The organism is Pseudomonadales bacterium, from assembly GCA_013215025.1.
In the GTDB taxonomy this organism is placed as follows: domain Bacteria; phylum Pseudomonadota; class Gammaproteobacteria; order Pseudomonadales; family DT-91; genus DT-91.
Genome location: JABSRR010000032.1, coordinates 1 through 19,110, shown reverse-complemented (window position 1 = coordinate 19,110; position 19,110 = coordinate 1). Strand labels below are relative to the sequence as shown.

Below are 19,110 nucleotides of genomic sequence, written 5' to 3'. Positions count from 1 at the left end.
GCCACGCAAGCCGAAGAGCTTCGTGTAGCCCTTGTAGACGGGCAAAAACTGTACGACTTAGATATTGAAAACCGCACGCGGGTGCAAAAAAAAGCCAGCATTTATAAAGGCAAAATAACCCGTGTTGAGCCAAGCCTTGAGGCTGCCTTTGTTGACTTTGGCGCCGAGCGTCACGGCTTTTTACCGCTTAAAGAAATCTCTAAAAGCTACTTCAATAAACCGCTAAAAGACATCGATGGTCGGATCCGTATTGAAGACGTGATTGACGAAGGCACAGAAGTGATTGTGCAAGTCGATAAAGAAGAGCGCGGCAATAAAGGTGCCGCATTAACTACATTAATCAGCCTAGCCGGTCGTTATATGGTCTTAATGCCAAATAACTCCCGTGCTGGCGGCATTTCTCGCCGCATTGAAGGTGAAGATCGTGAGCAGCTGCGTGAAGCTATGTCAGGCCTTGAAATGCCCCGCAATATGGGCGTTATTGTGCGCACAGCTGGCGTTGGCAAATCATCGGAAGAGTTGCAGTGGGATTTAAACTACTTATTGCAAGTTTGGGAGGCCGTTAATACGGCAGCCGAAAAGCCTGCTCCCTTTTTAATCTATCAAGAATCTAATGTCATCATCCGCACCATTCGAGATTACCTGCGCAGCGATGTTGGCGAAGTAATTATTGACGCAGCAAGTGCTTACGATGAGGCGGTATCATTTATTCGCCAAGTCATGCCACACTATGAATCAAAGATAAAGCACTACAAAGATAAGGTGCCATTATTTAACCGCTATCAAATCGAGTCGCAAATTGAGACGGCGTTTGAACGCGAAGTTAAACTGCCCTCAGGTGGCTCAATTGTGATTGACCCGACCGAGGCCTTGGTATCGATCGATATCAACTCTGCGCGCGCCACTAAAGGCGGCGACATTGAGGAAACCGCATTTCAGACCAATCTTGAAGCAGCTGAAGAAATTGCTCGCCAATTAAGACTGCGTGATATGGGCGGTTTGGTGGTTATTGATTTCATTGATATGAATCAAGCCAAGCATCAACGCGAAGTTGAAAACCGTATTCGCCAAGCTTTAAAAATTGACCGTGCCCGCGTTCAAGTTGGCAAAATTTCGCGCTTTGGCTTGTTAGAAATGTCGCGTCAACGGCTTAGACCCTCCTTAGGCGAGACCAGCGCTATTGTTTGTCCGCGCTGTAATGGCCAGGGCACAATTCGCGCAACAAAATCGCTAGCCTTATCGATTCTGCGCTTAATTCAAGAAGAAGCCAGTAAAGGTGCCAGCGTCGAAGTGCGAGCCAATGTGCCGCTTGAAGTTGGTATATTCCTGTTAAACGAAAAACGTCAAATCATTAACGATGTGCAGCAGCGTCATAGTACTCGTGTACTGGTGATTCCAAATCCAGACCTGCAAACGCCGCATTTCTCGGTTGAGCGCATTAAGGCGTCCGAAGATTATCAATCACAAGAAAGCTTTAAAGTAGAACGTAGCCAAGGCGAACAAGTCTCTCTAATCGAAGACGATGAGCCGATTGAAGCACAGCCACAGGCTGCTATTCAGAGTATTCAGCCCAAAGCACCCAAGCCCGCACCTAGCGCGCAAGCGCAAGCGCCAGCACCGGTTGCAAAGCCTGGCTTGTTTAAACGATTAGCCGTAGCGCTATTTGGCGATGCTGAAGAAGAAGTGGTTGAGCAACGCCCTGCTAAATCACAACAGCGAAATCAATCTTCGCGCAATGGCAACAGCAACGGCAATCGCAACCGCAATCGGAACCGCAACAACCAAAACCGCGACCGCAACCGCAATAACCAAAACCGCAATCGCAATCAAGACAAACGCGAGCGAACTAACGAGAAGCCGTCGAATAAACAGCGCAATAATGAATCGCGCAATAATGAAAACCGCAATAATGCGCAACGCAACGAGCAAGCACAGCAAGGCAAACGCGCAAGGCCCGATAATGCCAATCGTAAGCCATCGCAAAATAGCCGCCGTGAAAAAGCACTCAATCAAGCGCAAACTGATAATGTCGCAGCAGAAATGGTAGATGCGAAGGTAAGCACAGCACAAAATAGCGATGCTAAGTCAAACAACAAATCACGCAACGCAGCCAAAAACAATGGCAACGCAGGCGCTAAGACTGAAGCCGTTAGCGCTATCAAACCAGAGGCCGCAGCAGAGACTCGCAGCGAAGCTACATTAGCAGCTGCGCAGAACGGTCAATCTGCAGCAGAATCAACTCGCCAAGCCAGTGCAGCAGCTGCAAACAACGCGCAGGACAAACTAGCAGACAAGCCCGCCAAGACGCAGGCTGCAGAAGCCAATGCCTTGCCGAGCGAAAACACCGCGATCGAGAAAACTGAGAACGAGAAAGCAGCTAAGGCGCCAAGCGCTAAGCCAGCCGATGACAGTTCCACAGCATCTGTAACAGCGGTTAAAAAATCGACCACATCAGCGGCTCAACAGTCTGTGGCATCAACAGTCGCTGCGAGTGCACCGGTTGCGCGATCAACCGCACGGGCAAAAAATGACCCACGTGATAACCCCATGCCTAACCAAGCCGAAGTGATTGATGTTCAGCTTGAGCCTCTGCAATTGCCTGAGCTGGTGATCCCAACGCCAACTCGAGATGAGCCTGCTAGAGCAGCGAATGATCCAAGAGGCCCTCGCGAGGATACGTCGCTTGCTTCAAGCCCAGCAGCAGAAGCGCAGGCTGAGGTATCTGATACCCAGCTTGCTGATGCGAGTGATTCGGTGCAAGTGGCAGAGGAGCCTGCGCAAGAGTGATGAGATCATTACACAATGATCAGTTAATTATTAATCAATTCGCAGAATTTTCAGCGGCATAGCCTTGCCAAAATCAAAGCTATCCGTATAATGCGCATCTCTTTCGAGTAGTTTGTCTAACGAGCTACTCAACTCTTTGCGGTAGACTGGCTGAGTGGTCGAAAGCGGCGGTCTTGAAAACCGTTGAACGGAAACGTTCCCGGGGTTCGAATCCCTGGTCTACCGCCATTAACTCTCCTAAAATTTCTCTAATCTTTTAGACTATTTTCTCCTTCTTTAAAATATTGCCCTTACTGAATTTGTCAGATAACTTCTGCTGCTCATCATGCAATATTTGTTAATCATCAAGATCAGCTTGGCGAGTCTTTATCGATAAGGTCTGGTTTGACTACCAGCTTCTAAAGCCACAGCTGTCAATATGAAACCTGAGCCCAGAATACAAACCAAGGCCTATATTAAACTGCTTGCCAACCTCTCGATGTATTTTGCGCAGCCGCTGATGAAGATCTTTGCGGGCATAGGTTTTAACGGGCACTAAATCCAAGGCGCAAAAGCTTAAATGTTTTGAGCTTTTAGCACCGCCGGATATCATATTATATTCCTCCGTGCGATCACCTGACACCGGCACTAGTAGGCCCAACTCAGGCAGTAAGTAAGACTCAATAAATAATAAGGTATTGATCATATTCGGCCAGTCCGCTTTATCAGGAATGGTGAACGCCGATTTGCCGTTTAAACGCCAATTAGTCCCTTGTAATAACACCAAATACAATGGCATTTCATGGGTAATACCCGATAATTCAAACTGCTTTATAATCGCCTCATATTCCGCCTCAGCTTGATTGAATATAACCCAGCCCATAAATGCATCTAAAGTTGGCACTGGGTAGCCCTGTACTTGCACCACTAAATCATTGAAATGCAACTGGCTATGCTGCTGAAACAATTTATCGATATCATCATGCGCTGTTGAACACGCACTGAGCAATAAACACCATATGCTTACAACATACAAATACACTCGCATGTGCCGCACCTTTGCTTGTTGTTCTTTACACAAGCTTAGACCAAATAACGGCAAGGGGTTACATATAAGCGCATGCTATAAAAACAGTAAAATGCGCAATAAAGGATGATAAAAATTACCTGAAGCTGAAGTCATCCTGCACTACAGTATGTAAGCCGACAGAATAAAAATACCCATGGCACTAGGATGAACTGCTTACGGTGTTGACTCATGACGCTTAAATTAATTGGCTTATTTTGCCTTTCTCTACCTTCTCTGAATTCATTGCTGCGAAAACTACTGCGAGAATTACTGAGACTTCAAAGCCGATGTTCAAATCAAACCGCGAGCATGGCTCGTTTATTTATCAGCATAGCCACCCCATTTATTACCTCGCATATTACCTCGTATAGGTATATTAAAAGCACAGTAAACCATTTGTTAAAGCGCTTGAGCATTCTCTTCGCTATGAGCTGTCTGTTAATCAGTCATGTTGACGCCTATAACGGCGTTAAGCAAAGTTGGCTGCCTGGCGGCTTTGACCACTATCAACGCGATATTGATCTCATGCCTACATCATTGAAGGCGAACTGGTACGACGAGAATCATCACTTAGCGGCGGATATGGAAGAGGTTTTACACTTTATCGGCAATGATAAGCAATTTTTAGAATTTGCCGCCTATCAACAGCTGCCTGTCTTTGCCTACGATACCGAACTGACCGGCGATTTTGTGCCAAGTCTTGATCAACATAGCGCCTTGATTGCGCGTTTGCTGGCCTGGTATTTGGTGCTTGAGCACGAACCGTCTTCACTCGCGAACAACCCAGAATGGCAGCAGCAACTGCAATGGATTCATCAACAAGACATCTCGCAGCTGCATCGATGGATAATCAATAACGATCAGCAGTTAATCCGTTTACGCCGCCACTTGTATCGCTATATTAATCAATTAGATAGCGAGGATGCATCCTATCAACGCACCTTAAACCGACTTGAGATTGATGACGCAGAAATCTCGCAGACGCTTCGCTTGGGCGATCAATCGACAGCTGTATTAGCGGCTAGAGCCCTTTTGCATATGCATGGCTTTCCCAGCGATTTATCAAGCCAAGCGGCATTAGAAGGCTTTGATCAGAGCATGCAAGGCCTTGTTAAACAATTTCAACGTCTGCATCAGTTAAAGGCTGACGGCATTATTGGCGACCATACCTGGTCAAAACTAAAGCAAAAGCCGTTTTTTAGCCTGACTGCCATACGCTTTACACTTGCCCAACTTAGACAGCAAGCGCATAACATCGATCACCAACAGCATATTGTGGTGAATATTCCTGCCTACCAGCTGTTAATTAACCATCAAGCAAAAATGCGCGTCATCGTGGGTAGCAAGAAAAACCCTACTCCGCTCATCAGCGATCAGATTACCCGCATTGTGTTAAACCCTGAATGGGGTATTCCAAAACGCATCATGCGTGAGTCTATTCAGCCACAGCTAGCAAAAAACCCGGATTATCTGCAGGAGAACCATATATATGCCTATGAATACCGCGGCGCACAGCGTTATCAAATTCCGCTGCCCGATTCACTCAGTGACTTAAAACCGCAGCAGCGATTAATTCAGTCGCCCGGCAAGCACAATGCATTAGGACAAATAAAATTTATCACCACTAATAAAGATGCGGTCATCCTGCACGATACCAATAATCGACATGCTTTTAAGCGGGATTTTCGCGCACTAAGCAATGGTTGCGTGCGATTACAAAAGCCTTGGCAACTCTACAGCCACTTACAGCAGCAGCAACACTTGCGCAACTGGCCAGAGAAAAAGCTCAAACAATGGCTCGAAAGACCCAAGACCACTCACCTCAGCATGCAACGACATGCCAATGTGCATTTAGTGTATTGGCTAGCCTGGGTAGATCAAGATCAAAATCTACACGTATATCCAGATATATACGATTTACAACAGCAGGCATTAAGTATTTAAGCAGCTCAAGCAATGTTTAAGAAGTTTACTATGGCTTGCGACGCCGTTATTGCTAAAATGTATAAGCTATAAACAATCGTTCTAAATCAATACCTAAAGCACTTGCAAACGCTGGCCCGCTTTTGCATTATTGCTTTATAAAGATGTTTTTATATCTGGAGTTAACCATGCAACACGATACCGTCATCACTTCGAGCCAGAGCTTAGAAGTCAACAAAGTTCTGCGCAACACCTATATGTTATTGAGCCTAAGCCTTGGTTTTAGTGCCATCATGGCAGTAGCCTCAATGCTGCTAGGCGCGCCACGTGGCGCAGGCATGATCTGTTCGATTGCGGCACTGGCGATTATCTGGTTTGTCATCCCGCGTACAGCCAACTCTGAAAAAGGCATTATTGCGGTGTTTGCCTTTACGGGTTTACTTGGCTTTGGTCTTGGCCCTATGCTTAATGCTTATATGCAGCTTGCGAATGGCCCTGCGCTGATTGCTCAAGCACTGGGTGGAACTGCAGTGGTATTCTTATCACTATCGGCATACGCCTTAGTTAGTAAGAAAGATTTTTCTTTTATGGGCGGCTTTTTAATGGTTGGTATGATTGTGGTATTGATTGCCATGTTGGCCAATATTTTCTTTGCCGTGCCGGCTGTTAGCCTAGCCTTATCGGCAGGTATTATTTTCTTAATGTCAGGCTTTATTCTGTTTGATACCAGCCGCATTATTCACGGTGGTGAGCGCAACTATATTTTAGCGACCGTTTCACTGTACTTGAGTATCTACAACATTTTCGTCAACTTACTTGCCTTACTTGGCGTTATGGGTGACGACTAAACGATCAAGTCTAAAAATTACGGCCTCATCTATTACGGCCCCATAAAAAGCCCGCTGCATAGCGGGCTTTTTTATTTTCTGCTGACGCTTAATTGCAGACCCGTTATAATCGCTCCTATGAGTAAATCCGTTGCCATCATGTTGATTCATAGCCCCTTCAGCCGCGCCATTAACAGCGCCGCATTTAGCTATTGTCGCGCCTTACTCGAATCTGGGCACCATATCCAACGCTTATTTTTCTACCATGAGTCAGTTCAGCTTGGCAGCAATTTATCGATATCTGCGCAAGATGAATTAAACCCAGCCAAAGCATGGCAGGACCTGATAGATACTTACAAGATCGAGGCCGTGGTTTGTATCGCTTCTGCAATGAAACGTGGCGTTATCGATGCTGATGAAGCTTCTCGATATGATAAGCCAGCATTTAACCTCGCATCAGGCTTACAGCTTGCTGGATTGGGTGATTGGATCGATGCGGTTAATCACAGTGACCAGCATATTGTGTTTAACTAGTCTCACCGCTATGCATTATCTTTTTATTATCACCCAAGCACCCTACCAATCCAGTTTAGCGCGTGAAACCTTAGATCTTGCGCTAGCCAGCGCGGCATTTGAACAGCAAGTTAGCGTGCTATTTATGGCTGATGGTGTATTTCAACTGATGCAACAGCAACGCGTTTCCGAAGGTCAGAAAAACATTGCCAAAACACTGTCCAGCTTCGAATTATTTGATATCAACCATATCTTCGCTTGCAAGCATTCTATTGCAACGCGCGCGCTAGACAGATCGATGTTCAATAAAGACCTAGAGAATCAGCTTGAATTTGTCGACGCAGCCAACATTCAGTTAAAAATAGCAGCAGCCGACAAGGTATTTAATTTCTAATGGCGCAGCTTCACCTTCTCACTCGCTCGCCGTTTAGTCAGGACATGACGCACGCTTTCGCCTGCATCGGTAACAGCGATCAATTAGTTCTGATGGGTGATGGTTGTTATTTACTGCATGCAAAGCTAGACAACTTTGAACTGCCTAAGCCAATACTCTTTATTGATGAAGATTGCTCAGCTCGCGGTATCGACGCAGATAATATGGCTGATTTCCGCTCAATTAGCATTGAAGAATGTGTATCACTGAGCCTTGCTGCTCAGCATGTTTTAACTTGGTAAGTTATGAGCTCACAGACCTTATTTGACAAAGAGGGATTTTTACAAGACCTGAAATTGTGGGATGAAGCGCTTGCGAGACAGATCGCCACCCATGAACATATCATTCTAACAGACGATCACTTTGTGATTTTACATCTAGCAAGGGCATTCTATCAGCAATTTGATATATCGCCCGAAATGCGCCCCTTAGTCAAATGGGTAAAGCAAAACTTGGGCAGCGATAAAGGTAACAGCATCTATTTACTCTCATTATTTCCTAACAGCCCGGCTAAATTGGTGAGCAAAATTGCAGGCTTACCGAAACCTCTCAACTGTATTTAATAGGCCCCCATAGATGTCTGCAGAAAACGCATTCTCACCGATCATACGAATTCTAGGGAAGGGAAAAACCGGCAGTCGTTCACTTAGCTTTGATGAGGCGCATTTTGCATTTCGACAAATCCTTTTGGGCGAAGTTGAAGATGTTCAGTTAGGTGCATTTTTAATGCTACTGCGTGTCAAAGAAGAAAGCCCTGAGGAAATTGCCGGCTTTGTCAAAGCGTGTCGAGAAATCATTGCTGATACACATCAGACCAACTCTCGATCTGTGCAAATTGATATTGATTGGTCATCCTACGCAGGCAAGCGCAAACAACAAGCATGGTTTGTATTAGTGTTAGCGCTTCTAGCACAGCAAGGCTACAAGCTCGCTGTTCACGGCAGCCAAGGACATACCCAAGGCAGACTTTATACCGAGCAGATTTTTTTATCTCTTGGCTTACCGATAGTGCACAGCGTCTCAGAACTTGAACAAGCCATTGCGGCGCGAGGGCTCGCGTTCTTCAGCCTTGCGAGTTTAAACCCGCGCTTACAGGCATTAATCGATATGCGCCCCCTGTTTGGTTTGCGCTCACCTGTTCATACCCTATGCCGTTTAATCAACCCATTTTCAGCCAGCCATAGTTTCTCATCGATTTTCCACCCGGCCTATGCTGCCACCCACCAGCAGGCGGCGCATATATTGGGTGACTCATCATTAACCGTTTTCAAAGGCGAAAGTGGTGAAATCGAACGTAAGGCTGACGCTACTTGCTTGGTCAAAAGTTGCTATCAACAACAGCAATTTGAAGAGAAGTGGCCAAGGCTGCAGCAACAACGTGAACCGATTGTGGCCGAGCAATCGCCCGAGCATGTGCTAAATGTCTACCGTGGCTCGGTCACTGATAATTATGGTGAGCAAGCTGTCATCGGCACTTTAGCAATCTGTTTGAAGCAAATTCAACGCTTATCCAGTCAGGCCGATGCTCTGCACAAGGCGCATATGCTATGGCAGCAGCGAGATCGGCAATGGTTTAACTAACAACCACTTTTGATCCAAATCGTAGCACAACTCGACTCAATAACAGCATAAGACAGCCATCATGCACATTTTTCAACCCGATCAATACATGCAACTTCTTCAGGCCAAGCAAGAGGACATGCAAATGCGTCTTGCAAAGGTCGGTTTTGATGATGCACTGGCGGTTTTTGCATCAAGCGAGCAAGGCTTTCGCTGCAGAGCTGAGTTTCGTTTTTGGCATTCGCATGATGATAGCTTTTATGCCATGTTTGAACGCGGTCGAAATGATGTACCCATTCGCATCGATCGCTTTCCCATTGCGCATGCGCATATTCAAGCCTTAATGCCAGCACTGCGCACTGCCCTACTGGCTGATAGCCAACTGCGTCATAAGTTGTTTCAAGTTGAATTTATGACCACCCAGACTAATCAAAATCTGATCACTCTGATTTATCACAAACCATTAGATGAAGCGTGGCAAGCGGCAGCCACCCACTTAGCGCTGCAGTTACAGCAGTTTGTGCAGTCATCAGCCAGTGCAAGCGCTGCAGCAAGGGTCAAAATCATTGGCCGAAGCCGTAAACAAAAAATCGTCTTGAGTGATGATTATATTGATGAGCAATTAACGGTCGATAATGAGCAACTGCATTACCGCCAAATCGAAGGCGGTTTCACCCAACCCAATGCCATGATCAATCAGTCAATGCTGAGCTGGGCTAAGTCGGTGTTGCGTGAATTTTCGCCGCAGCAGATAGAATCTCAGGGCGATTTATTAGAGCTATACTGCGGTAACGGCAACTTTACCGTAGCACTGGCGCCCATGTTTCAGCAGGTATTAGCAACCGAGGTTAGCAAAGCATCGGTAAAAGCGGCGCATCATAATTTTGCAGTCAATCAGCGTGACAATATTAAAGTCTGCCGGCTATCAAGCGAGGAAGTGACTGAGGCAATGCAGGGCCAGCGAGCTTTCAGACGGTTAAAAGAGCAAGACATCGAATTTTCAGATTATAACTTTAGTACGGTGCTGGTTGATCCACCGCGTGCAGGCTTAGACCCTGCAACACTGGCTTTAGTCGCTAACTTTGAGCGTATTTTATATATTTCTTGCAACCCAGATACCTTACTTCACAATCTTAGTGAGCTAACATCCAGTCACCATATCCAAACTGCTGCAATTTTTGACCAATTTCCCTATACCCACCATATTGAAACCGGTGTGTTATTACAGCGAAAAGTGGCGCACGTTAAATGATCATCGTCTGCATCAAAATAAGGCTTCGGTTTTATCATGATGCTCAAGACCATTAAATCTTGGATTAAATCCCAGAAACGGGTGTTTATATATACAGAAAACGCTGATATGTAAGCCTGTTTGATCACTTTTTACGCTAAGTTATTGATTTTTTTATGACCCAAAATTGCACAAAAAAATGTCCACAGTTTCTGTGGATAACTTTTGGGATAACTCTTTTATAATCTTTGCAAATACAGAAATATTCACCATATTAGCAAATTGTTCATTTTTTGATCAATTCATAAATATCAATAAAATCATATACTTATAATAAATCAATAGGCATTTTGATTTTTTTTAAAAAAACTGTAAAAAATATGTCAAAAAAAAGATTGATTTTTTTATCTGTGCATAAAGTTTCGTTATTTACTGCCGGTGCGACAAATATCAGTTAATAATTGTTGCCTCGCCTGCGTCAACGTAAAATACCGCTGGTTTTATTTAGATAAGATAAGAATCTGTGAGCTCATCGTCCTTACTGCATAATCATTCTGCGGATAGCGCTATTCAAGCATCCAAGGCAGGCGAAAAAAAATATTGGTGTCAATTGCATGGCGCTGCTCAAGCATTAGCCATTGTCGAACAAGCCGCCACACATCGCGGCCCGATGCTAGTGGTATGCGATAACACCCAACAGGCATTAGATCTTGAAAGTCAAATTGGTTTTTTTCAGCCTAGCTTGAATGTATTTCACTTCCCTGATCACGAAACCTTACCGTACGATCAATTTTCTCCTCATCAAGACATCATTTCAGACCGCCTCGCCTGTCTTTATGACCTGACACGATACGATCAGTTTGTGATGTTTGTTCCCGTGAATACGTTGATGGGGCGCCTGCCGCCGGCCAACTTTTTACATCGCAACAGTTTTTCTCTGGCGGTCGGCGATACGCTTGAGCTCAGCGATTTTCGGCGCGAGCTAGAGCAAGCCGATTACCAACACGTTGAAACAGTCTATCAGCACGGTGAATTTACGATTCGTGGTGGTTTAATCGATGTATTTCCAATGGGCAGTGATCAGGCCTTAAGAATTGAGCTATTTGATATTGAAGTTGAACAGATCAAAGCCTTTAATGTTGAAACCCAGCGTTCCAGCCATAGCTTAGACAGTGTGGCTATTTTGCCGGCGCGTGAGGTATTACTAAACGACGCCACGCTAGAGCAGTTTGAAGACCAGTGGTACCAACATTTTGAACATATCAGTTTAAAAGAAGTCGATTTCTACACCGACCTAAAAAATCATTTATCATTTGCCGGCATCGAAAATTACTTGCCCTTATTTTATCAACATACGGCAACACTGTTTGACTATTTACCCGAACAAACTTTGATTATCAGCACCGACGGCATTGAAGCAAGCTGTCGACAATTTTGGCAAGATATTCAATCACGCTACCAACAATATCGCGTTGATAAACGTCGCCCTTTGCTGCTGCCAGACCAGCTATATCTCAACGAGCAAGAGCTTTTTACCCAACTCAAGTCTCGGCCGCGGGTCATATTAACCCAGCAGTCTCATGATAATATCAATAAGGGCTTTATCCCGTTTAACTCCTTCGAAACGGCTGAATTGGATATCGATACGCGATCTTCAAGGCCTTATCACAGACTTGAACAATACCTGTTAGACAATAGCAGTAAAAGCATTTTAATGTGCGCCGAAAGTCTGGGGCGTAAGGAAGTGATGTTAGAAATTTTGCAGAGCATTGCAGCCAGAGTTGATCGAGCGCGACAAGTGATCGAGTTAGACAGCTGGTCTGACTTTGTAAGGCTCGATAGATCACAAAGCCAGCAAGCAATTTGCGTCACCGTATCGGATATCAGTCAGGGCTTGGTACTGCCAGAGCTGCTGCTGATCAGTGAATCGCAGTTATTTGGTAATCGTGTGCAGCAGCGGCGGCGGCGACAACAACAGCAAGATCAAAACGCAGACGCCATCATAAAAAATCTTACCGAGCTCAAATTAGGCGCTGCGGTTGTTCATATTGACCATGGTATTGGGCGCTACCTTGGGCTAAAAATCATCGAAGTAGATCAGCTAAAAGAGGAATTCTTAACCCTGAAATATGCCGACGATGCCTTATTGTATGTGCCTGTTGCTTGTTTGCATTTGATTTCACGATATACCGGCACTGACCCTGACAATGCACCCCTGCATAAGCTTGGCAGTGATAACTGGAGTAAAGCTAAGCAGAAAGCAGCGCAAAAAGCCCATGATGTTGCGGCTGAACTCCTCGACATTTATGCCCGTCGAGCTGCCAGGCAGGGCTTTGCGCATCAAGCATATTCAGAAGCCTATCGACAATTTGCGCAAAGCTTTGCGTTTGAAGAAACTGAAGATCAGGCGCAAGCCATTCAGCAGGTGCTGGCAGACATGGCATCTGATCAACCCATGGACCGGCTGGTTTGCGGCGATGTTGGCTTTGGTAAAACCGAAGTGGCAATGCGCGCTGCCTTTACTGCCGTGCACTCAAACCAACAGGTTGCGGTTCTGGTGCCAACCACCCTGCTTGCTGAACAACACTATCAATCGTTCAAAGACAGGTTCGCCAATCTTGCCGTCAATATCGAAGTATTAAGCCGCTTCAAATCAGCCAAACAGCAGCAGCAGGTGATTCAGCAGTTGGCCAATGGGCAAATTGATATTTTAGTCGGCACTCACAAGCTGCTGCAGGCTGATGTAAAGTTTTCGCGTTTGGGTTTAATTATTATCGATGAAGAGCATCGCTTTGGCGTTAAACAAAAGGAAAGCCTAAAAGCGCTGCGCGCCGAAGTTGATGTTTTAGCCTTAACTGCCACACCCATTCCACGCACCTTAAATATGTCGATGGCAGGTATTCGAGACCTTTCTATCATTGCAACGCCGCCAGCAAAACGTTTATCGATTAAAACCTTTGTGCATCATAAAGACGACATGCTGATCAAAGAAGCCATATTGCGTGAAATTTTGCGCGGCGGTCAGGTGTATTTTTTACATAATGAGGTCAAAACTATAGAAGCAACCGCGCGTGAACTCCAAGCTTTGGTGCCAGAAGCCCGCATCGGCATTGGTCATGGCCAGATGCGTGAACGAGAGCTTGAACAAGTTATGAGTGATTTTTATCATAAACGGTTCAATATTTTGCTCTGCACGACGATTATTGAAACCGGCATTGATGTACCAAATGCCAATACAATTATTATTGAGCGGGCCGATAAGTTTGGTTTAGCACAACTGCATCAGCTACGCGGACGCGTCGGCCGCTCGCATCATCAGGCCTATGCCTATATGCTCACCACGACCGATAAAAAGCTATCAAAAGACGCAGAAAAACGTTTAGATGCGATTATCGAAGCCCAAGATTTAGGCGCAGGCTTTATGTTGGCCACCCATGACCTAGAAATCCGAGGTGCTGGCGAATTACTGGGCGATGATCAATCTGGCCAAATTCACTCCATCGGCTTTAGCCTTTATATGGAAATGTTAGAGCGCGCGGTAAAGGCGATTCAGCAAGGTAAAACCGCCAACCTTGATCAGCCCTTACGCACCGCGAGTGAAATAAACCTGCATATATCGGCGATTATCCCCGATGATTACATACCCGATGTGCATACTCGGCTGATAGAGTATAAATCGATTGCCGGCCTTGAGCACGAAAGTGATTTAAGGGACAAGAAAGTTGAAATGATAGATCGCTTTGGTTTATTACCCGAGGCACTGAACAACTTATTTGCGGTTACGGCCATCAAGCTGAAAGCTGAGAAGATTGGTATTGTTAAAATTGATGTAGGTGCTGAAGCCGGAAAATTTATTTTCAATGCCGAGCCGGATATTGACCCCATGCAAATCGTTGCCCTGGTTCAAAGCCAGCCAAAAATATTTAGCCTTGATGGCTCTAATACATTGAAATTTAAATTAAGCAGCGATACCGTTACACAACGAATTGATTTAGTTGAAGATGTGATATCTTCCTTATCTACTGGCGCAAAAAGCGCTTAGGCTTCATTATGTTTTTTCAGCGTCATTGCCGCTTATTGTTCCTGCGAAATCGCTCATTAGCGACTGCCGCACTACTGTTATGCACTGCCTTTCTTACTTCTCTACAGCCTGCCCATGCCGAGTTAGCCACTGACCAGACCGAGCAAGCGTTAGAGACAGCCTCAGAGCGTAAAAAACGCCTGGCTGACTATTATATTGTCGACCTGATTGTATTCGAGCATCGCGAAAATTTTGCTATTAATCCCGCCAATCAAGAAAATTGGCCTTTGCCGAAAGCTGTTTATATGCCGGCTGAACGCAGTTATTTACAAAACATGACGATCGATCAGGTTTACCCAGAACTGGCAGCCGATTTTGCACAGCTTAGCGCCAGCAGTAACGCTGACAGCCAAACCATAAGCCTTGCTAATACGCCATTTGAAGTATACCAGGGGGTTAACAGCCTACCGCTAGTGCATCGCACTTTCAGTGCCCTAAACCAACAGCGGCGAAAAATTCAGGGCGCATCTCGCTATGGCTTGTTATCAAGCTATACCTGGCTTCAAAAGCTTGGCGGTGATGCGAATGATGCAGAAATCATTCTGCCGGCCAATATTCAACGCAGTGACAGTGTAGGCCGTTTCTTACCCAGCCGCGGTGATATTGCAGTCTCAGGCAGTATTCAATTATCGAAAAGCCGTTATTTACATATCAAAACCAACCTCTACATTACCGAGCTAACGCGAACGGACGTAAACATCGACGGCGGCCAAGCCAGCTTAGGCAATAGCGCCATTAACTTAAAAGAAGGTGATGAGCATGCGCTGTATTTTTTACAGGCTAAATTTGAGCCTGACTTTAAGCGATATCAGGCCAGCAAAGCGACTGCAGCCAATGATACGCAAGCAACACCGATAGGTTTTTGGCCTGCTAATCATTCGCTGCCAGACTTTGCGCTGCCCTTGTCGGCTACAAATTCGGTGTCAGTGATGCAGCAGAAACGCCGCATGCGCTCTTCTGAGATACACTATCTAGATCACCCTAAGATGGGTTTGATCGTTCAATTGACGCCGCTATACTTAGCCTTAGATCGTCAGCTCGACCCCGGTCTTTAAGCAGTATGCTTAAAAATTTAATCTGCCTATACGCGTTTTGTGCTGTATGTAAAAATACTGCGCGCTAAGCGCTTTTATGACCTGCCAAGCTTGAGCCTTCAGCTTGAGAATTGTCGACTGTATCCGATTGTATATGCAAGGTTGAGGTGGGAAATGCCACCTCAGCTTGATGCGCGGCAACTATATCTAACACTTGCATCAAAACAGATTGTTTAACATGGTGATAGGTCACCCAGTCAGTCGTTTTGGTGTAGGCATAAATGAAAAAGTCTAATGATGATGCGCCAAAAGCATTGAAGTTCACAATCACGGTTTGGCTGTTATCAATGTCATCATTCTCAGCCAGCATGCGTTTTACATCTTTAATAATTACATCCACCTTTGCTGCATCATCATAGCGTAGGCCAATGGTTTCATAAATCCGTCGATTAGACATGCGCGATGGGTTTTCGATGGCAATATTACTGAACACAGCATTAGGAATATACAAGGGGCGTTTATCAAATGTTCTAATAATTGTGAGTCGCCAGCCTATATGCTCAACTGTGCCCTCTAATTCGCGATCTGGTGAGCGCACCCAATCACCGACCACGAAAGGACGGTCTAAGTAAATCATAAGGCCGCCGAAAAAATTAGCTAATAAATCTTTTGCGGCAAAACCGATAGCAATACCACCGATACCGCCAAAGGCCAGCACCCCCTGAATTGAGTAGCCCAGCGACTGCATCGCCATTAAGGCAACGGTAATCAAAATGGCAAGGCGAGCCAATTTAGCAATTGCAACAATGGTGGTGAGCTCGTGCGGGTCATCAATGGTTTTCGAAAACGCTTGTTCGGCCTGCTTTACAAAACGAATACAAAACCATGCCAATAAGACTAAAACGGCTAAGTTTTCAAACTCTAATAATTTTGCCAGCAAAGCGCTGGGCTGCTGATGTTGGATAAGTTCAAGCGCAAAAATCAAGCCGATTAAGGCAATAAAATAGGCTAACGGTTTTGCAATACTGGCAGCCAAAATATTATCCCAAACGGTTTTAGTTTTATCTAACTGCTTGGCTAGTCCCCTAAACATGCGCTGAATAAAATAATTAACCACCAAGGCAACAAATAAAATAGCAAAAACCTGTATCGCAAGCGTTTGATGGCTTGAAAACCACTGTGAAATCGATTCAAACATATTCAACACATTCTTATGAAAACTAAAACACTATTATGCGATGCAAAAAAAAAAGCGCAATTAATGAATAATTGATTGCAAAACGGCAAAAACTGTACAAAAATACATACTGTATATAAAAACAGACTGTTTTTTCATACAAGGTTTTAAGTAGATCTTTCAATACACTCAGGTATGCAGATGATGAAACTCACCGCTAGGCAACAACAAGTATTAGATCTGATCAAACAGTATATTAGCAATACAGGTTTCCCACCAACTCGTGCAGATATTGCTAGCGAGTTAGGTTTTAAATCCCCTAATGCTGCTGAAGAACACCTAAAAGCGCTGGCACGCAAAGGCGCGATTGAAATTATTCCAGGTGCCTCGCGCGGTATTCGCATTCCACAAGACACTGCCGAACTTGGCATTCCTATTGTCGGCAAGGTGGCTGCCGGCGACCCCATCATGTCAGAGGCAAATATCGAAGATCATTGCGATATGCCGCATGAGTTTTTTCGCCCCACAGCTGATTATTTACTGCGGGTTGCTGGCGACAGCATGATTGAAGTGGGTATTTTTGATGGCGACCTACTGGCAGTGCATAACACCCAGAGTGTACGTGAAGGCGATATCATTGTGGCTAGGGTTGACGATGAAGTAACGGTTAAACGCTTAAAATACGGCAAGCAAAAACACATCCTCTACTTGCTTCCGGAAAATCAAGACTATCAGCCGATTGAGGTCGACCTAAGTCAGCAGTCATTTACTATTGAAGGTTTAAGTGTCGGCGTTATACGCCAACAACTGCATTAAACAACATCACTATAAATACTGTTTCAGAGCGTTAAAGCCATATATTGATGCCATCTATCAAAGCCATATGAGAGCAGTTAAATTTGAGCGATGTATTAATGCGGCATTATTTGCTCGCTGTTAGGTCACCGTGCGAAGCTGAATCGCTTCGACCTCTCCACTAATCAGCACATCAGAAATCACAACAAAGCGATCGCCCTTTTTAGCCAATTCATGCGAGCGCATCAGGGCAAAAGCATCATCAATCATAAGTTCTGGATCGCGATGTTTCTTAATACAAAAACTTTGCACACTGCGCAATAGATTCATCTGCAGGCGGACTTGCTCGCTAAATGTAAAGGCATAAATGGGGCTATGTTGAATCCGTGCGGATGAGGCAAAGCCCGCCATCTTACCCTGCTTGGTAATACAGATTATCCCTTTAACTTTTAAGTCGTCGGCTAAGCGAACAGCCGCTTGTGCAATTTGCTGTTTGGCGCCTTGCGGTTTTAACTGCGCAGAAAAGCCAAGCCCTGGCGTCCGTTCTGAAGTGCAAGCAACTTTGTCTAAATACTCGACACATTTCATCGGGTACTTGCCTACTGTGGTTTCACCCGAAAGCATCAGCGAATCAACTTCCTCATATACCGCATTTGCGACATCAGTGACTTCAGCACGCGTGGGAATGGGGTTCTCAATCATGGATTCCAGTAAATGTGTTGCAACTATCACCGGCTTTCCCTCGACGGCGCATTCACGCACAATGCTGCGCTGAATATTCGGCAGATCTTCAATATTCACCTCTACCCCCAAGTCACCGCGGGCAACCATGATAGCGTCGGCCGCACGAATAATAGAGCTTAGATTACGCACGCCTTCTTGATCTTCAATTTTTGCAATAATTTTCATTTCAGCATTTTTACGCTCAAGGATCTCACGTAACGCTTTAACATCTTCGGCACTGCGCACGAATGACAAGGCGATAAAATCCAGCTCGTGTTCAATCGCAAATTGAATATCACGTTTATCTTTTTCAGTAATGGCCGGTAAATTGACCCGAATACCCGGTAAATTAACATGCCGTTTTGATTTAATAATGCCACCATCGATAACTCGACAGCTAAGCTCACGTGAATTTTTTTTCAGCACTTCAAGGTTAATCAAGCCATTATCCACAGTAATTCGATCACCCTCGGCAACTTGGTCGACCAAGTCTTCATAATCGATCTGCAAGGAGCTTTCCTCAACATCGCTACCGCCGCGAACTGAAACAGTGATCTCATCACCAGGGTGCAGCTGCAGGTCTTCGGCAAGCTGCCCAGTGCGAATTTCAGGGCCTTGAGTATCCATTAAAATCGCGATCGGAAAGGCCAACTGTTGGTTCAGTTGACGAATCTTTTGAATAATTGCTGCATGGCTCTGATGATCACCATGTGACATATTTAAGCGGGCTATATTCATACCCTTGGCATTTAATTGCTGCAATTTTTCAATCGAGTCTGAAGCCGGGCCAATGGTGCAGATAATTTTAGTTTTGCGCATTTGCTATCCTTGAGGGTCAAGTTTCAAGCTAAATATATAAGTTAATCATAGCTAATTTATACATTGGCTAACATCGAATTAGTAAAAGAAAAAGAGCAACGGTAGCAGTCGTGGTATAAGACGAATTTAAATCAGAAAAATACTGACTATAAAGTTGTA

Annotated in this window: 15 protein-coding genes and 1 tRNA gene; 13 read left to right on the top strand and 3 right to left on the bottom strand. The window is 45.1% G+C overall.

Features of this window, described 5'->3' with window-relative positions; genetic code table 11:
• Together HRU21_04130 and HRU21_04125 are read left to right on the top strand one after the other, a co-directional pair.
• A partial coding sequence (locus HRU21_04130) for an Rne/Rng family ribonuclease (protein NRA41479.1) occupies positions 1-2,787 on the top strand: 2,787 nt, incomplete at its 5' end.
• Positions 2,788-2,927: 140 nt separating this feature from the next.
• Positions 2,928-3,015 (top strand) — tRNA-Ser (locus HRU21_04125).
• Between the two features lie 160 nt (positions 3,016-3,175).
• Here the strand turns inward: HRU21_04125 and HRU21_04120 are convergent.
• Positions 3,176-3,814: a hypothetical protein gene (locus HRU21_04120; GenBank protein ID NRA41478.1), complete on the bottom strand. Its 639-nt coding sequence runs from the start codon at positions 3,812-3,814 to the stop codon at positions 3,176-3,178.
• A 447-nt stretch (positions 3,815-4,261) separates the two neighbouring features.
• On the opposite strand from HRU21_04120, the gene HRU21_04115 reads away from it, so the two are divergent.
• The 10 genes from HRU21_04115 to HRU21_04070 all read left to right on the top strand — a co-directional run bounded on the left by HRU21_04115 (position 4,262) and on the right by HRU21_04070 (position 15,458).
• Positions 4,262-5,779: a L,D-transpeptidase family protein gene (locus HRU21_04115; GenBank protein ID NRA41477.1), complete on the top strand. Its 1,518-nt coding sequence runs from the start codon at positions 4,262-4,264 to the stop codon at positions 5,777-5,779.
• A 167-nt stretch (positions 5,780-5,946) separates the two neighbouring features.
• Complete coding sequence (locus HRU21_04110; protein NRA41476.1) at positions 5,947-6,606, top strand: Bax inhibitor-1/YccA family protein; 660 nt, start codon at positions 5,947-5,949, stop codon at positions 6,604-6,606.
• A 117-nt stretch (positions 6,607-6,723) separates the two neighbouring features.
• Positions 6,724-7,119 carry a sulfurtransferase complex subunit TusD gene (gene tusD, locus HRU21_04105; protein ID NRA41475.1) on the top strand — a complete coding sequence of 132 codons (396 nt, stop codon included), beginning with the start codon at positions 6,724-6,726 and terminating at the stop codon, positions 7,117-7,119.
• 10 nt (positions 7,120-7,129) lie between these two features.
• The gene (gene tusC / locus HRU21_04100) at positions 7,130-7,492 is read left to right on the top strand and encodes a sulfurtransferase complex subunit TusC (protein ID NRA41474.1); all 363 of its coding nucleotides are present in this window, start codon (positions 7,130-7,132) and stop codon (positions 7,490-7,492) included.
• Positions 7,492-7,773 (top strand): sulfurtransferase complex subunit TusB, encoded by a 282-nt coding sequence (gene dsrH, locus HRU21_04095; protein NRA41473.1) that lies wholly within the window; start codon positions 7,492-7,494, stop codon positions 7,771-7,773. Before tusC ends, dsrH begins: the two co-directional genes overlap by 1 nt.
• 3 nt (positions 7,774-7,776) lie before the next feature.
• A complete protein-coding gene (locus HRU21_04090) occupies positions 7,777-8,094 on the top strand; it encodes a TusE/DsrC/DsvC family sulfur relay protein (GenBank protein ID NRA41472.1) in 318 nt (105 codons plus the stop codon).
• A 13-nt stretch (positions 8,095-8,107) separates the two neighbouring features.
• Positions 8,108-9,112, top strand: coding sequence for a glycosyl transferase family protein (locus tag HRU21_04085; GenBank protein NRA41471.1), 1,005 nt, complete (start codon positions 8,108-8,110; stop codon positions 9,110-9,112).
• A gap of 61 nt (positions 9,113-9,173) precedes the next feature.
• Positions 9,174-10,343, top strand: a complete 1,170-nt coding sequence (gene trmA, locus HRU21_04080; protein NRA41470.1) for a tRNA (uridine(54)-C5)-methyltransferase TrmA — start codon at positions 9,174-9,176, stop codon at positions 10,341-10,343.
• 547 nt (positions 10,344-10,890) lie between these two features.
• A complete protein-coding gene (gene mfd, locus HRU21_04075; protein ID NRA41469.1) occupies positions 10,891-14,364 on the top strand; it encodes a transcription-repair coupling factor in 3,474 nt (1,157 codons plus the stop codon).
• Positions 14,365-14,372: 8 nt separating this feature from the next.
• Positions 14,373-15,458, top strand: a complete 1,086-nt coding sequence (locus HRU21_04070) for a hypothetical protein (protein ID NRA41468.1) — start codon at positions 14,373-14,375, stop codon at positions 15,456-15,458.
• Positions 15,459-15,522: 64 nt separating this feature from the next.
• Here HRU21_04070 and HRU21_04065 read toward each other — a convergent pair whose 3' ends face one another.
• Positions 15,523-16,635, bottom strand: a complete 1,113-nt coding sequence (locus HRU21_04065; GenBank protein NRA41467.1) for a mechanosensitive ion channel family protein — start codon at positions 16,633-16,635, stop codon at positions 15,523-15,525.
• Between the two features lie 180 nt (positions 16,636-16,815).
• On the opposite strand from HRU21_04065, the gene lexA reads away from it, so the two are divergent.
• Positions 16,816-17,430 carry a repressor LexA gene (gene lexA / locus HRU21_04060; GenBank protein NRA41466.1) on the top strand — a complete coding sequence of 205 codons (615 nt, stop codon included), beginning with the start codon at positions 16,816-16,818 and terminating at the stop codon, positions 17,428-17,430.
• A gap of 120 nt (positions 17,431-17,550) precedes the next feature.
• Here the strand turns inward: lexA and pyk are convergent, their stop codons facing one another.
• Positions 17,551-18,951: a pyruvate kinase gene (gene pyk / locus HRU21_04055; GenBank protein NRA41465.1), complete on the bottom strand. Its 1,401-nt coding sequence runs from the start codon at positions 18,949-18,951 to the stop codon at positions 17,551-17,553.
• Positions 18,952-19,110 lie beyond the last annotated feature (159 nt).

Coding starts and splice junctions, on each gene's coding strand:
- HRU21_04085 (NRA41471.1), top strand. CDS start 8,108: ATGTCTGCAGAAAACGCATTCTCACCGATCATACGAATTCTAGGGAAG.
- pyk (NRA41465.1), bottom strand. CDS start 18,951: ATGCGCAAAACTAAAATTATCTGCACCATTGGCCCGGCTTCAGACTCG.
- HRU21_04115 (NRA41477.1), top strand. CDS start 4,262: ATGAGCTGTCTGTTAATCAGTCATGTTGACGCCTATAACGGCGTTAAG.
- HRU21_04090 (NRA41472.1), top strand. CDS start 7,777: ATGAGCTCACAGACCTTATTTGACAAAGAGGGATTTTTACAAGACCTG.
- HRU21_04070 (NRA41468.1), top strand. CDS start 14,373: ATGTTTTTTCAGCGTCATTGCCGCTTATTGTTCCTGCGAAATCGCTCA.
- tusC (NRA41474.1), top strand. CDS start 7,130: ATGCATTATCTTTTTATTATCACCCAAGCACCCTACCAATCCAGTTTA.
- tusD (NRA41475.1), top strand. CDS start 6,724: ATGAGTAAATCCGTTGCCATCATGTTGATTCATAGCCCCTTCAGCCGC.
- HRU21_04065 (NRA41467.1), bottom strand. CDS start 16,635: ATGTTTGAATCGATTTCACAGTGGTTTTCAAGCCATCAAACGCTTGCG.
- trmA (NRA41470.1), top strand. CDS start 9,174: ATGCACATTTTTCAACCCGATCAATACATGCAACTTCTTCAGGCCAAG.
- HRU21_04110 (NRA41476.1), top strand. CDS start 5,947: ATGCAACACGATACCGTCATCACTTCGAGCCAGAGCTTAGAAGTCAAC.
- lexA (NRA41466.1), top strand. CDS start 16,816: ATGATGAAACTCACCGCTAGGCAACAACAAGTATTAGATCTGATCAAA.
- dsrH (NRA41473.1), top strand. CDS start 7,492: ATGGCGCAGCTTCACCTTCTCACTCGCTCGCCGTTTAGTCAGGACATG.
- HRU21_04120 (NRA41478.1), bottom strand. CDS start 3,814: ATGCGAGTGTATTTGTATGTTGTAAGCATATGGTGTTTATTGCTCAGT.